This window comes from Arthrobacter sp. YAF34, assembly GCF_052113245.1.
In the GTDB taxonomy this organism is placed as follows: Bacteria; Actinomycetota; Actinomycetes; order Actinomycetales; family Micrococcaceae; genus Arthrobacter.
In genome coordinates this window covers 207,854-222,115 of the sequence record NZ_JBFRCV010000005.1, presented here as the reverse complement: position 1 = coordinate 222,115, position 14,262 = coordinate 207,854, and the positions used below count along the sequence as shown (strand labels likewise).

General features: G+C 68.0%; 12 protein-coding genes. 9 read left to right on the top strand and 3 right to left on the bottom strand.

Features of this window, described 5'->3' with window-relative positions:
• Positions 1-24: 24 nt before the first annotated feature.
• Together AB4Y72_RS08445 and AB4Y72_RS08440 are read left to right on the top strand one after the other, a co-directional pair.
• A complete protein-coding gene (locus tag AB4Y72_RS08445) occupies positions 25-2,682 on the top strand; it encodes an ABC transporter (protein WP_441425706.1) in 2,658 nt (885 codons plus the stop codon).
• Positions 2,683-2,954: 272 nt separating this feature from the next.
• Positions 2,955-3,620, top strand: coding sequence for a transglycosylase family protein (locus AB4Y72_RS08440; RefSeq protein ID WP_441425705.1), 666 nt, complete (start codon positions 2,955-2,957; stop codon positions 3,618-3,620).
• Between the two features lie 191 nt (positions 3,621-3,811).
• Here the strand turns inward: AB4Y72_RS08440 and AB4Y72_RS08435 are convergent, their stop codons facing one another.
• A complete protein-coding gene (locus tag AB4Y72_RS08435; protein ID WP_441425704.1) occupies positions 3,812-4,339 on the bottom strand; it encodes a hypothetical protein in 528 nt (175 codons plus the stop codon).
• A gap of 275 nt (positions 4,340-4,614) precedes the next feature.
• Here AB4Y72_RS08435 and AB4Y72_RS08430 point away from each other — a divergent pair, with 275 nt between their 5' ends.
• On the top strand, positions 4,615-5,511 hold the full coding sequence (locus tag AB4Y72_RS08430; RefSeq protein WP_441425703.1) for an MSMEG_6728 family protein: 897 nt from the start codon (positions 4,615-4,617) through the stop codon (positions 5,509-5,511).
• 777 nt (positions 5,512-6,288) lie between these two features.
• The gene (locus AB4Y72_RS08425; RefSeq protein WP_441425702.1) at positions 6,289-7,296 is read left to right on the top strand and encodes a response regulator transcription factor; all 1,008 of its coding nucleotides are present in this window, start codon (positions 6,289-6,291) and stop codon (positions 7,294-7,296) included.
• Here the strand turns inward: AB4Y72_RS08425 and AB4Y72_RS08420 are convergent.
• Both AB4Y72_RS08420 and AB4Y72_RS08415 read right to left on the bottom strand, forming a co-directional pair.
• Positions 7,293-7,991 (bottom strand): signal peptidase I, encoded by a 699-nt coding sequence (locus tag AB4Y72_RS08420; protein WP_441425701.1) that lies wholly within the window; start codon positions 7,989-7,991, stop codon positions 7,293-7,295. The two genes, AB4Y72_RS08425 and AB4Y72_RS08420, sit on opposite strands and share 4 nt — an antisense overlap.
• 93 nt (positions 7,992-8,084) lie before the next feature.
• Entirely contained in the window at positions 8,085-8,699 is a 615-nt protein-coding gene (locus AB4Y72_RS08415; RefSeq protein ID WP_441425700.1) for a TasA family protein, read from the bottom strand.
• Positions 8,700-8,881: 182 nt separating this feature from the next.
• On the opposite strand from AB4Y72_RS08415, the gene AB4Y72_RS08410 reads away from it, so the two are divergent.
• The 5 genes from AB4Y72_RS08410 (at position 8,882) to AB4Y72_RS08390 (ending at position 14,148) form a co-directional block, all read left to right on the top strand.
• Complete coding sequence (locus AB4Y72_RS08410) at positions 8,882-9,817, top strand: SDR family oxidoreductase (protein WP_441425699.1); 936 nt, start codon at positions 8,882-8,884, stop codon at positions 9,815-9,817.
• A gap of 42 nt (positions 9,818-9,859) precedes the next feature.
• Entirely contained in the window at positions 9,860-10,249 is a 390-nt protein-coding gene (locus tag AB4Y72_RS08405) for a DUF1622 domain-containing protein (RefSeq protein WP_441425698.1), read from the top strand.
• A gap of 41 nt (positions 10,250-10,290) precedes the next feature.
• Positions 10,291-11,079: an isocitrate lyase/PEP mutase family protein gene (locus AB4Y72_RS08400; RefSeq protein WP_441425697.1), complete on the top strand. Its 789-nt coding sequence runs from the start codon at positions 10,291-10,293 to the stop codon at positions 11,077-11,079.
• 77 nt (positions 11,080-11,156) lie between these two features.
• The gene (locus AB4Y72_RS08395) at positions 11,157-11,990 is read left to right on the top strand and encodes a YqjF family protein (protein WP_441425696.1); all 834 of its coding nucleotides are present in this window, start codon (positions 11,157-11,159) and stop codon (positions 11,988-11,990) included.
• Between the two features lie 97 nt (positions 11,991-12,087).
• A complete protein-coding gene (locus AB4Y72_RS08390; RefSeq protein WP_441425695.1) occupies positions 12,088-14,148 on the top strand; it encodes a DUF222 domain-containing protein in 2,061 nt (686 codons plus the stop codon).
• The last annotated feature ends 114 nt before the right edge of the window (positions 14,149-14,262 follow it).

Genomic DNA, 14,262 nt, shown 5'->3' with positions numbered 1-14,262 from the left:
CCCGGAGCAGATAGAGTCGAATCAATGCAAACTACACAGCATGCTTCCGATTTGCCGCGCCCGACCGTCCCGGATCTTGCGCCGGGGAGCCCCACGGACGGCTTTGTCCGGGTACGCGGCGCCCGGGAAAACAATCTGCGCAACGTGGACGTGGACGTGCCCCGCGACGCGATCGTCGCCTTCACGGGCGTCTCCGGCTCGGGCAAGTCATCCCTCGCGTTCGGCACCATCTACGCCGAGGCCCAGCGCCGCTACTTCGAATCCGTTGCCCCCTACGCCCGCCGGCTGATCCAGCAGGGGCACAACCCCAAGGTGGAAATGATCACCGGGCTGCCGCCCGCCGTCGCGCTCCAGCAGCGCCGCGGGACACCGAGTTCACGCTCCACGGTGGGCACGCTCACCACACTGTCCAACTCGCTGCGCATGCTCTTCTCCCGCGCCGGCAGCTACCCGGAGGGCGCCAGCCCGCTGGACTCGGACGCGTTCTCGCCCAACACGGCGGCCGGCGCGTGCCCGGAGTGCCACGGCCTGGGGATCGCGCACACCGTCACGGAGTCCTCGCTGGTCCCGGACACCTCGCTAAGCATCCGCGACGGCGCCATCGCCGCGTGGCCCGGCGCGTGGCAGGGCAAGAACCTGCGCGACATCCTCACCCACCTGGGCTACGACGTCGACACCCCCTGGCGGAAGCTGTCCAAAAAGGACCGCGACTGGATCCTCTTCACCGCGGAACAGCCCGTGGTGGAGGTGACACCGCAGCGGGACCGCGTCGCCAAACCCTACAAGGGACGGTTCTGGAGCGCGAAGAGCTACGTGCTGCATACCCTCGCCGACTCCAAGAGCGCCACCATGCGCGAGAAGGTGCTGCGCTTCATGGAAACCGGCCCGTGCCCGGTCTGCGGCGGCAGCGGCCTGACCCCCGCGGCCCTTGACGTGACCTTCGCCGGCCGCACCATCGCGGACCTCAACGCCGTCCCGATGGCCGAACTGGCGGACATCATCCGCCCCACCACCGAGCTCACGAAGGCCGGAACCGCCTCCCGCAAACAGTCCTCCGGCGAGGGCAACGAGGTAGCCGTCGCCATCACCCGGGACCTCCTGCAGCGCGTCACCGTACTCCTGGACCTGGGCCTGGGCTACCTGGCGCTTGGCCGGTCCACCCCCACGCTCTCCCCCGGCGAAATGCAGCGGCTCCGGATCGCCACCCAGCTGCGCTCCGGGCTGTTCGGCGTGATCTACGTGCTGGACGAGCCCTCCGCCGGGCTTCACCCCGCCGACGCCGAGCCCCTGCTTGCGGTCCTGGACCAGCTCAAGTCCTCCGGCAACTCGGTGTTCGTGGTGGAGCACAACATGGACATCGTCCGCCGCGCTGACTGGCTGGTGGATGTGGGTCCGCGCGCCGGTGAAGGCGGCGGCGACGTGCTCTACAGCGGACCCGTGGCCGGCCTCGCCGGGGTGGACGCGTCCGTTACCCGCCCGTTCCTGTTCCCGAACGGTTCGGCGGGCTCTGCCGGTAAGTCTGCGGGCACCACGGACGACGGCGGCGCGCGCGACGGTTCGGACGACGGCGGCGGTGCGGTTGGCAGTGCGGGTGGGGCGGTTGGCGGCAGCCGCCGCGAGGCCGCGGGCTGGCTGGAACTGCGGGACATCAGCCGGCACAACCTGCGCGAACTCGACGCCAATTTCCCGCTGGGCGTGCTGACCGCGGTCACCGGCGTCTCCGGCTCCGGCAAGTCCACACTGGTCAGCCAGGTTCTGGCCGAGGTGGTGGGCGCCCGGCTCCATCCGGACACTGCGGAGACCGGCTCGGGGGCGACGGCACCGGAGGACCTGGCGGCCGAGGCCGGCGAGACCGCCGGGCCGCTCAATGTCGGGCCGGTCAGCGGGCTGGACCAACTCGACCGGCTGGTCAAGGTGGATCAAAAGCCGATCGGCCGCACGCCGCGCTCCAACCTGGCCACGTACACCGGCCTGTTCGACGCGGTCCGCAAGGAGTTCGCGGCCACGGACGAGGCGAAGGCGCGGGGCTTCGGCGCCGGCCGTTTCTCCTTCAACGTGGCCGGCGGCCGCTGCGAGACCTGCCAGGGTGAGGGCTTCGTGGCCGTGGAGCTGCTCTTCCTGCCCGGCAGCTACGGCCCGTGCCCGGAATGCGACGGCTCGCGCTACAACCCCGAAACCCTTGAGGTTACATACAAGGGCAAGAACGTTGCGGAAGTGCTGGGCCTGACGGTCAACGCCGCGGCCGAGTTCCTGGAGGGCGTCCCGGCGGCGGCGCGCAGCCTGCAGACACTGCGCGAGGTGGGCCTGGGGTATCTCCGGCTCGGCCAGCCGGCCACCGAGCTCTCCGGCGGTGAGGCCCAGCGCATCAAACTCGCCACCGAACTGCAGCGCGCCCAGCGTGGCCACTCCCTCTACCTGCTGGACGAGCCCACCACGGGCCTGCACCCGGCCGACGTCGAACTCCTCATGGCGCAGTTGCACCGGCTCGTGGACGCCGGGAACACCGTCATTGTGGTGGAACACGACATGGATGTGGTGGCCGCCGCAGACTGGGTGATCGACCTCGGCCCGGCCGGCGGCGACGCCGGTGGCGAGATCGTGGCGACCGGGACCCCGGCCGCCGTCGCACGCTCCACAACAAGCCGGACCGCCCCGTACCTCGCGGCGATGCTCGAAGGTTGAGGTCCCGAACGTCGTCATGTCCGCAACAAACGCTAACGGCGGCGAAATGATAACCACAGCAGCGCTGAAAATAACGTCTTGATAACGGGCCGGGCCTGACTTAACCTAGTATCCATGCCCGGCCAACGGGTATTGCATGCCCGGTGCTACCACCACCAGATACTGCCCGACCGGTAGACACCGAATATGACCTCTATTGTCAGGGGCGGGCAGTGGCGCCATAACGTCCGGGGACGGACCGAGCGCTGGTGGCCCTCAGGAGCATCTGAACCATGAAGACATCAACCTACAGCACTGCCGCGCGCCGCGGCATCACCCTGGCGGCCGTCTCGATCGCAGGCGTCGCGTTGTCCGCGTCGGCCGCGAGCGCGGCCGTCCCGGCCACAGCCCCCGCCTCCACCTGGGATTCGCTGGCCCAATGCGAGAGTGGCGGCAATTGGTCCACTAACACGGGAAACGGCTACTCGGGCGGTCTGCAATTCAGTGCCAGCACGTGGGCGGCCCATGGCGGCACGGGGTCCGCGGCGACCGCCAGCCGTGAACAGCAGATCGCCGTCGCCCAGAAAGTGCAGGCCAGCCAGGGTTGGAGCGCGTGGCCAGCCTGCGCCGCGAAACTGGGACTGAGCGGTGGCGCGCCGGCTCCGCAGAAGGCGACCACGTCATGGCGGCCCGCCGCGGTTTCCACCCCCGCCACGGTGCCCGTCCGGCAGGCAGCTCCCCAGCCGGTCCCCCAGGCGGCCTTCTCGGCACCGCGGCACGTTGCTCCGGTAGCAGTGAGTGGGAAGACCTACACCATCCGGAGTGGCGAGACCCTCAGCACGATCGCCGGGAAACTCAACATCGCCGGAGGCTGGCGCTCGCTGGCGGACGCGAACACGTCGACCATCAGCAACCCCGACCTGGTGTTCCCGGGCCAGGTGTTGCAGCTTCCCGCCTAGGGCTGTCACAGCACTCCGTGAGAGCCGCTATCCCGTGACAGCCACCATCCCGTAACAGCACCATCCCCTGATAGCACTATCCCGTAACAGCACGACGCCGAAGCGATCCCGCAAGGGGACGCTCCGGCGTCGTGCTGCTTCAGCGGGCCGTTGCCCGGGTGAGCCTGTTGGCTCGGGTGCGCCGTGCCGGCTCAGGCGGCCTGCGGGATCTCCCGGATAATCCGGACTTTCCACGCGGCGTCGTCGCTCGTGTCCAGCAGGGCCACGGTACCCATGGCCAGGTGCAGGGCCACCCGCTTCGCGGCTAGAAGTTCAAGGTAGAGGCTCTCGTTCATCCGGGCCGGGGCGTCGATGACGTACTTCACGGCGTCGCGGACCTTGCGGTAGTTGGCGCTCCGCTCCCGGTGCAGGTGCAGTTCCAGCATCCGGCGCTGCTTGATCCGGGGCTCGTGACGGTTCAGCCAGGACACCGCGGTGTGGACGGCCACCACCAGCACGATGGAGACGACGTAGATCTCCCAGCCGCTCGAGAGCAGGAACATCGGCAGGTTGGCGATCGCCACCGCGGCGATGAACAGGCGCAGGGCCACCAGGCGGCGCATGGTCAGGGCCACGGCGGCCATGGCGGCGCGGAAGCCGTTCTGCTCCTTAAGGGCAGCGACAGGATCCAGCGTGAATTCTTCGAGCACCACAATCCCGTGGGCATCGGGGCTGAGCATTTGCCCGTACTTGGGCACGAACGGCGCCGGCGCAGCAGTTGCTGTGGGCGGTTCTGCTTTCAGTGGCTCTGCGGCTCGCGGCTCTGCTGATTTTGGCTCTGCTGTTGACGGCTCTGCTGTTATGGACATGGGCGTGTCTTCCGGGGCGACGGGAGTGGTTCATGTTATTTTAGCGGCTCATCAGAGTCCCTGTCTTCCCTGTTCCGTGATGTGAGCGCGCTCACCGGCGCAGCCCAGCAATTGGCGCATTTGGTCCGTGGCCTCAAACTGGAAAGATGCAGACTTTCCTCCCCTTCCCCGATTTCCAGCAGAGCGCCGCGGTTTTGGACCGCGAGCGGCTCGGCAAGCAGCGCGTTGAAGCCTTGCAGATCCTGCGTGCGCTGGTGATCCCGGAGTACGGCTGGCAGTCGCACCCGGCTATCCGGATGTGGATGGGGTATGTTCCCGCGCTGACCATGTACGGCCTGGCCATGGTGGATGAATGGACGGCCCGCGGCGGCGAGGACACCACCCGCGACAAGATCCTGGAGTTCGCCCCGCAGGCGGCCCACCCCGATTACGCCGCCAAGATCCCGATGCCGCCGTGGCTGGGCAATGCGGACTTGCACCTCAGCCACCGGTCCCGGCTGGTTGCCAAGGATCCGCGGTTCTACGCCAAGATGTTCCCGGGCACCGATCCGGACCTGGAGTACGTCTGGCCCGAGCCGAAGCACGAGCTCCTGCCGGAGGACCCTGCGGGAGAGCGCATGTGGGTGTTGCGCCTGCCGCTCGCCGGCACCGAGCCCGAGCAGCTCAAGACCGTCAGCCTGCCGCCCGTGGGACGCGCCAAGGCCGCGACGGATGACGACTACCAGTTCGTCTACGCGGATTCGGGCTCACGCCGCCCGTCCAAGGTGCGCAAGCTCCCGCCGAAGCAGCTGGTGAAGAAGCCCACCCGCAAGCGCCAGCAGCAGGAAGAGGCGTTCACCACCCTTCCCGGCAACTCCGTGGTGGCCATCCCGGTCAATGGCGGCACGTCCTTCGCGATCGGCAAGGTCCTGGGCCGTCCGATCACCGTGGACGGGCAGTTCGCCCGCAACTTCCAGGTCGACGAGATCGTGGATCGTTCGGCCTTCGATTACCCGGCGCTGCTGCAGGACCCGCGCGCCTTCTTCCCGATTCCGGCGAGGTAACCGAACGACGCCGGGCGGGCCGCCGTCCGTGCCGATTGCCGGCGTCGGGCGGTGTCGGGCGGCCCGACGGACTTCGACGGGCGGTTCAGCAGGTGACGGTTCGTACCAGCGGCGCTCCGGTCCACGAACCAACCTGCGCGGACAACGTAAAGGTGTACTTCCCTTTGCCGCCCCAGTTGGTCATAGATACTTGGCGACCGACGGTTATCGGGGTCAAAGTCGGCGATTCGCCGGGCAGCGTCAGTGCCGCTACGTAATTCGTTGCGCGGTCCACTAATCCAAACCCAGTGATAGTGATGGTCGCGCCCTTTCCAGCGTTCGTGCACTGCAGTGTGCCGTTGACGGATGCCGGGGCCGGGATCTGGTAGGTCCCAACGCTCATTGTTGCAGCGGTCTTGGCCGTAAACGCAGCACAGGCCAGCCCGGGAGCCCCCACCACCAAGGCCACGGCCACAGGGACCGCCAGCAGCCCGCGCCAATGTGCCAGCCGCGCGGGCGACACCCGCGGGGCTGCGGCAAAGGGCTGAGCGAGGTTCACTCGGGGCGCTTTCTGTTTCGGACGGTGATCTTACGGCTTCAACTCTGACAGCCGAGCTTCAACCCAGCGCCGGGTAAAACTTCAACATTTGCTCAAGAAAACCGTGTTAGCCTGAATCGCACTGTTGCGCCTGTGGCTTGTGTCACATCCCGTGACGCATGGCGTGGTTGCTGCACGCGGGTCGCTTGGTCTTAGAAGCTGGGGTTATGTTGAATTCACCGGGCAGTCAGCTACGCGCCGTGGTTGTAGATGATGACGTCGACGTTCGACTCCTCATCCGTCGGACACTTCAGTTGCAGGGTTTTGTCGTTTTTGAGGCCGGCTCCGGAACCGAAGCCCTCCTGAAGATCCAGGAACACCAGCCGGATCTTGTCACTCTGGATCTGGACCTGCCCGATTTGGACGGCGTGGAGGTGTGCCGCCGGCTGCGCAAATTCTCCGACGCCTACGTCGTCATGATCACGGCCCGCACGGACGAGATCGACGAGTTGATGGGACTGGAGATCGGCGCCGATGATTTCATCCGGAAGCCGTTCAGCCCGCGCTTGGTCCAGGCCCGTGTGACGACGGTGATGCGGCGCCACCGGCCAACCCCTCAACGCCCCACGCCGCGGCGCCGCGCGACGGATTTCATGCCGGTCGCGCCCGGCAACTCATCGTCAGGGTCACCCGGATCAGCTAACGCGCTGCCGCATAATCAGCGTCGCCGGGCGGACGACGTTGTGCACGAAGCGGGTTACGCACCCTTCCCGCTGACCGCTCCCCCTCAGGCCGAGCCCCCACGACGCCGGGCGAGCGACGTCTCGCCCGTCTCGCCCGAGTCTGCCGACCCGCCGTTGCCCGAGGCCACCACCGCGGGCGGCGCCGGTATCCACTCCCTTGCCGACGGCGTCGTCCGGCACGGTCCGTTAGTTGTTGAGGCCGAAGGGCGGGCGGCGTCCATTGACGGCGTCGAACTGGAGCTGACGCGCACGGAATTTGACCTGCTGGAGGCCCTGGCCGGGGCGCCGAAGCGGGTGTGGACCCGCAGGGCCCTCTTGACCAAGGTGTGGGGCACCGAGTGGCCTATGGACGAGCATCTCGTGGAGGTGCATATCGGCAACCTGCGCAAGAAGCTCGGCGACAAAGGCCGCGAACCGCGGTTCATCCGCACGGTACGCGGCGTTGGCTACCGGATGGCGCCGGTGGAAGCGGCGAGCGATCTTGTCGACATGTCCAGCCTCCACGATCACGCCACCGCGGGTTAGCTCCTGAGTTTTTCCGGACCAACGCCCGGATCATCGTCCGCAGTTAGCTCGGCGAGCGCCCCGGAGACGGATTCCCTGGGCTTCCGCCAGATCGCCGTCAGCACGACGACGACCAGCAGGGCAGACGCGCCGTAGAGGAACACTGACTGGATCAACGGCTGACGCAGTGCCCTGATGACGTCGCCAAGATACGGCACCACACCCGCTTGCGTGTAGACGTAGTCCTCGGACAGCACGGCAGTCCAGGGATCTGCCCCTGCATTGGCGTCACCCTTGGTGGTCACGGACGTGGTGCCGGCGTCGTCGCGCTTGATACGGGCCACCCGGTGGGTCTCAATCCGGTGATCATCAATCGGGATGCTGTACGTAATAACGTCCCCAACCTTCAGTTCGGAGACCGGCGTTCGCACGCTGACCACCACGTCGCCCGGGTTGATTCCTGGCGACATGCTCCCCGTGAGCATGGTGGACGTCTGGTAGTTCAGGAAGCGCGGCCCGACGGCGAGAAAGAGGAATACCAGGGCAGCGACAATGAGGATGAGGGTGAAGATGGCTCGTCCGGCCGCGGCAGTAGCCTTGGACACCGGGCGCCCGCGGGCGGCGGGCGCCCGCACGGCTCGACGTCGTCCATGGCTGGCCCGGACGCCGTCGAATTTGGCCGAGCTGCGGGTTTGCACCTGATCCGTCGTGCTCACAACTGGTCGCTCCTGCCTATGAAGATGCTGCCGAAACCGTCAGGGACCCGGACTGGCCGTATGCCGACCGGTCCGGGTCCCTGTGAGGTGTGACTACTTGTTGGTGACGCCGCGGGTCACAGCGCTGAAAGCGAAGGAGACACCGTTGGTCAGGCCTTGGAAGTCGTCATTCGCGGTAGTCGGAAGCGACATCTTTACGCGAAGAAAGTCGGTCTTTCCAACGCTCGTGGATGTGAGGCCCGACAACGCCATGTTCTGTCCGATCACGGCGCGCTTGGCAAGGACGGCAGTGCCTTGTGCAGGCGTCCCCGCAGCACTGCAGGTGTATGGTCCGGTTCCGGACCCGGTCCACGCAACGGGGCAGGTGTCGATCTGCAACTGAAGGCCGTTGCTGAGGTCCGAGGTCAGGAGATTCGTGGAGGAGGCCGTGGTCGTGAGTGCGATCCCGGCCAAGTCGATGGTGCTCCCGTTAACCAGGTTGAGGGTTCGTTCCATGGTGTCACCCGGAATGACCTTTGCGGCCTGGACGCTGATCGTGCCGGCGTCGGCACCAGTCAGCACCACCCTGGCAGCGTCGACCGTGGTTGAAGCAGACGTGCTGGCGGTGAAGCCACCGTAGGTGCCCATGCCGGCCACGCCTGCAGCGGCGGCGAGGAGTGCAGCGGAGGCAAGGACCTTGCTGGACGTGGACTTGAGGCTGAGACCCATGAGATATCCGTTTCGTGGAGCCGGCCGTGGCCGAGCGAAGTAGTCGTATCCGCCAGCCCCCGGCTGACCCATACAACGATGCCCGGACACCTTCAAGGCAATGCTTCAGTGGGCTGCAAGATCACTTCAAGATTTGCTCAAGCCTGACCGTGGCGGCTCCCGAAGGCTGGCAGACTGGCCTTATGACTGTACTGCTGGCCGGTTGCGGCGATCTGGGCACCGAGGCCGGGCTGCGTTTCGCCGCGGCCGGCCACCGCGTGGTGGGGTGGCGCCGCTCGCCCGAGAAACTTCCGGCCGCCATCGAGGGGGTCGCCGCGGACCTGAGCTCGAGTGAACTGCCGCCCGTCCCGGCGGATACCACCGCCGTCGTGGTCGCGATTGCCGCGGATTCCCCTACAGAAGATGCTTACCGGGCCGCCTACGTGGATGGCCTCGCCCACGTGCTGGACGCGGTTCTGGCATCCGGGGCCGGCGTCCGCCGGATCTTGTTTGTCTCCTCGACCGCTGTTTACGGCGACGCCGGCGGCGGCTGGATCGATGAACGCACGACGCCGGAACCTGGCGGCTTCTCGGGCCGCATCATCCGCGAAGCCGAGGAACTCCTCTACAGCCGCCTGCGCGGCACCGGCATCACCCCGGTGGTGCTGCGACTCGGAGGGATCTACGGTCCGGGCCGGACCCGGCTGATCGACCAGGTCCGAGGCGGAACTGCGGTGATGCCGGCGTCGTCGCGCTTCACCAACCGCATCCACCGGGATGACGCCGCCGCTGCCATCGTCCACCTGTGCACCATGGACACGGTTCCCGGGCCCGTGTATCTGGGCGTCGACGACGAGCCGGCCGAGCTCGGCGACGTCCTGGGCTTCCTGGCCGCCGAGCTGGGGCTCCCCCAGCCGCCGTCGGAATCCGCCGGTGGGTCCGGGGACGGCACTGGCGCATCGACGTCGAACGGTGGCACTGGCGCGAATGGCGCGGCGCGCAGTGGCGAACCGTCCCGCGGCGGCAACAAGCGGGTCAGCAACGCGCTGCTCCGCAGCACCGGTTTCGAGTTTCACTACCCGAGTTTCCGCGAAGGCTACCGGGCCATCCTTGCCGGCGTCGGCGTCCGGCACCCCTAAGCCCAGCCGCGATGTTCACCGCCCACTTCTCTGAGGGGAACTATGGATTTTCAACACATTATTGAGTCGGTCGGCGGCTTCATGGACTTCGCCGGGGTGGCTGTCATGGTGATTGGCGCCCTCGTATCCATCCCCCTGGCGCTACGCGGATACCAGCCGGAACGCCTGCCAGCGGGCTCCGAGCCGCTGACGGTCTACCGCTCGTACCGGCAGCTGCTGGGCCGCTCCATCCTCCTTGGCCTGGAACTGCTGGTCGCGGCCGACATCATCCGGTCGGTCGCCGTCACACCGACCTTCGAGGGGGTCGGCGTGCTGGGCATCATTGTGCTCATCCGGACCTTCCTGAGCTTCTCGCTCGAGCTGGAAATCACGGGACGTTGGCCGTGGCAGACGCCGCGCGGGGGTCCCTCTAGTTCTTCCGTGACCGGCTGAAACCCCTTCCGGGCGGCGCGGCATCCCGCTAGGCTCGCGGGATGACAGAAGCAGCGCATTCTCTCGCCCCCAAGGCCACCGAACTGCTCCGGCTGCACCTGGCCCCGGAGATCCTCCAGGTCATCAACGTCTGGGACGCCGTCACCGCGAAAGTGGTTGCCGACGTGCCGGGGACGAAGGCGCTGGCTACAGCCAGCCACTCCATCGCCGCGTCCCGCGGCTATGACGACGGCGAGAACATCCCGGTGGATGACATGATCGCCGCCGTCGGCCTGATCGCTGCCGCCACTTCGCTGCCCGTCACCGCAGACCTTGAATCCGGCTACGGAAACCCCGGCGAGACGGTGCGCAAGGCGATCGGCGTCGGGATTGTCGGGGCCAACATCGAAGACCAGATGCGTCCACTCGCCGATGCCGTTGACCAGATGCGTGCCGCGACGCTCGCTGCCGAGGCCGAGGGCATCGATTTCGTCCTCAACGCGCGCACCGACGCTTTCCTCAAGGCAGGGAGCCGCGATCCCGCCGCAGTACGGGCCGAGGCAATCGAGCGCGGCCGCGCGTTCCTCGATGTAGGCGCCACCACCGTGTTCGTGCCGGGCCTGCTGGACGAAGCCACAGTCGCCGCGCTGGTGGAAGGAATCGGCTGGAACAAGGTGTCGGTCATCAACGTGCCAGGGTCGCTGGCCCCGGCCAAACTGCAGGAGCTGGGCGTGGCCCGTATCTCATACGGCCCGTGGACCCAGCGCGTAGCGCTGACGGCACTGGCCGAGGCGGCGGCGGAGCTGCTGGCCGGCGGTGCACTTCCAGACGGCACCAGGCCGCTGAACTAGTGCGCCACCCCTGACCCCGAGAGTCGCACCGCCTATGTAGACGGAGCGGTACCCCCCACCGAGAAGGGCACAAGCTCATGGGCCTGGATCCCTGGCCGGAAGCCCCGGACCTTCCGCAACCGATCATCATGGATCAGCACTGGACCGATGCCGTCTTCCTGCACTGGCGCATCCCTGAGCCGGTAGCGGCGTCGTTCATGCCGCCCGGCGTTGTCCCGGACAGCTTTGACGGATCCGCCTGGGTGGGGCTGATCGGTTTCCGGATGCTGGGCGCGGGTCTGGGCCGCGGACCGGCCGTCCCGTATTTCGGAAGCTTCAACGAAATCAATGTGCGCCTCTACTCCCGCGAGCCGGACGGCACCCGGGGCGTCGTGTTCCTGAGCCTTGATGCGTCCCGGCTGGCTGTTGTCCTCGCTGCCCGGGCTGCCGGGATCCCTTACGTCTGGTCGCACACCAGCTTCCTGCACGGGGAGACCTGGCGTTCCGCGGGACCGCGCGGTCCCGCGCCCGGTGTCGACCCGGTGGGTCCAGGCGCCGGCGTCCAACCGGTGGGCTCAGGCGCCATCCCCGCGGGGCCAGGCCCGGAGGTCGGGTACGCGGTGCGTCGGTTCCGGGGCGGAGCCCGGACCGACTTCGCCGTCGTCCCCGAGTTCGACGTCGAGGCGACCGACCCGTTATCAATCCACCTGACGGCCCGGTTCGGTCTGCATTCCCGGTTGAGGGGCAGGACCCTTTACATTCCCAATACTCATAGTGCGTGGCCGCTGTACGGGGCGCGGCTTACCCGACTTGAGGATCAACTTGTACGGGCTGCGGGAATCGACGTCACGGGACCGCCGGAATCTGTCGTTTTCTCCCCCGGTGTCCGCACGCAATTTGGCCGGCCACGCGTCCTAAACCACTCGACGTGAATGCGGCCTGATCGCTGGCCGACCAGTGCCCCGCGCCTGCCAGTGGTAAAGCGCGATGCCCGCTAAAACTGTCGGACCCCCCAACTAGATTTGAGTCATGGAAGCCGCCAGGGATTTCATTCCTTTCGAGGACGAGGGGCAGGGCGCGGACCGGGACGCGGTCCGGGCCCGGGAACTCGGGGTGGACGGCGCCCTGGCCGCGCTGCGCGCCGTGAGCGCGACGGTGGTGGAGGACGCGGCGTCCTGGGGCTTGGCGGCCGCGTCGGACTTCGCCGGCAACGTGGAGGAAATCTCCCGCACCGTGGAGTACTTGCAGGTCGTCGCGGCGTCCGCGGTGGACCGGGCCCGGAAACAGTCCGCGGCGGACCCCGGCAGGGCCGGCACCTCGTGGACCACCGGCTGGCGCGACGACGCCTCAGGGTCCGCGCCGGCATCCCCCGCGGCAGGCGCCGAGACCGTCACGGCCGCCGAGACCGGCATGGCCGGCCTGACAGGCGCGGCTGTGGCCCGGGAGGATGCTTCACCCGGTGCCGTGTTCCCCGCTGTAGCCGTCGAGACGCCCGTGGATGACGGGTACCGGAATACCGCAGAATTCCTGCGGGCACGGCTGCTGATCGGCGCGGCGGAGGTCGGGCGCCGGCTCGCCCTCGCCGAGCGTCTGCTGCCCCGGCAGGGGCTGGCCGGACGGCTGGTGACCGCCGTGCACGAGGAACTCGGCGCCGCCCTCGCCGCCGGCGAGATCGCGTCCCGGGCCGCGACGATCATCACCGCCGCACTGGACCGGGTCGGGCACGTCTGCGATGCGGAGGCCGCGGCCCGGATGGAACACGCCCTGACCCGCACGGCCGCCGAGAACGACCAGGACTTCCTGGCCCGGGTGGCCCGCGGCTGGACCGATGCCCTGGACCAGGACGGCGCCGAACCCTCCGAGGAGCTCCTGCGCCAGCTCCAGGGCGCCTTCATCCGCCGCCAGCGCCACGGCCTGCACCACCTCGAGATCTTCGCGACCACCGAGCAGTTCGAACACCTCCTCACCGTGATGAACACCGGCACCAACCCCCGCACCGGCACCACGGGCCCCGGCACTACAAACACGGACACGCCCCCGGCCACTTACGCGGCCGAGGACTCCGCCTCCGGCGAGGGTCCCGCGACGGGCGATGCGGCTGGGCGGGATTCCGCTGCGGGTGAGACTTCGGCTGCCGCCGGCACTCCCGGCTGGGGTTCCGCCGTCTTCGCTGCCACAGGCTGGAAAACCGCCCCCGTCGGCGCCTCCCCGGACGGGACGGTCAGCGCAGCCGGCGCGTCGGCCTGCGGATTTCAGGCTGGCGGCGTTTCGGACGATTTGGGCATCCCGGACACCGCCCCTGATCAGGCTGCCATGCCCGCCGCGGAGGACCGTCCCAGAATGCAGGACCGTCCCGCCCTCAAGGACCGTTCCACAATGGAGGACCGTCCCGGCGGGGAGGAGGACCCAGGTGCTGCGGGCCTGGACCTGCGTTCCCGGGCGCAGAAGCTGCTCGACGGCCTCGTCGGGGGCTGCAAGGTAGCCCTGGCCACCGGCGCCCTGCCCGTCGCAGGCGGTCTGCGCCCGCAGATCATGGTCACCATCGACTACCGGGACCTGCTGGCCCGGCTCGGCACCCCCGCCGAAGGCACCGCGGCTACAGAAGCAGCCGGTGGAGCCGGCTCGGACCTCACAACCCGAGCGGTGCAGGAGACCGGATCGCTGCTGTTCACCGGCCCGGTCACGGCCTCGACCGTGCGGAAAATCGCCTGCGACGCCGACATCATCCCCGTCCTGCTCGGCGGCGAAGGACGGATCCTGGACATCGGCCGGGCCTCCAGAATCTTCCCGCCACACCACCGCAAGGCCCTCATCGCCCGCGACCGCGGCTGCGCCTTCCCCGGCTGCACCATCCCGGCCACCTGGTGCGAGGCCCACCACATCACCTACTGGTCCCAAGGCGGAACCACCGGAACCGAAAACGGCGTGCTGCTCTGCTCCCACCACCACCACGTGATCCACAAGGAACACTGGACCATCCAGGTCAAACGCGGCATCCCCTGGTTCATCCCGCCACCCCACCTCGACCCCCGCCAGCGGCCCCGCCGCAACCACTACTTCAACCCCGCCAACCTCACCACCCCCGCATAACCACGCATAGTGACCCCCGCATGACCATGGCCCCCTAGCCGCAGCCATTTCTACGGCCGTCAGGCACCACGCGGCTCGGATCGGAGCGTCCACGCCACTCGCCCGTTCCGGCTA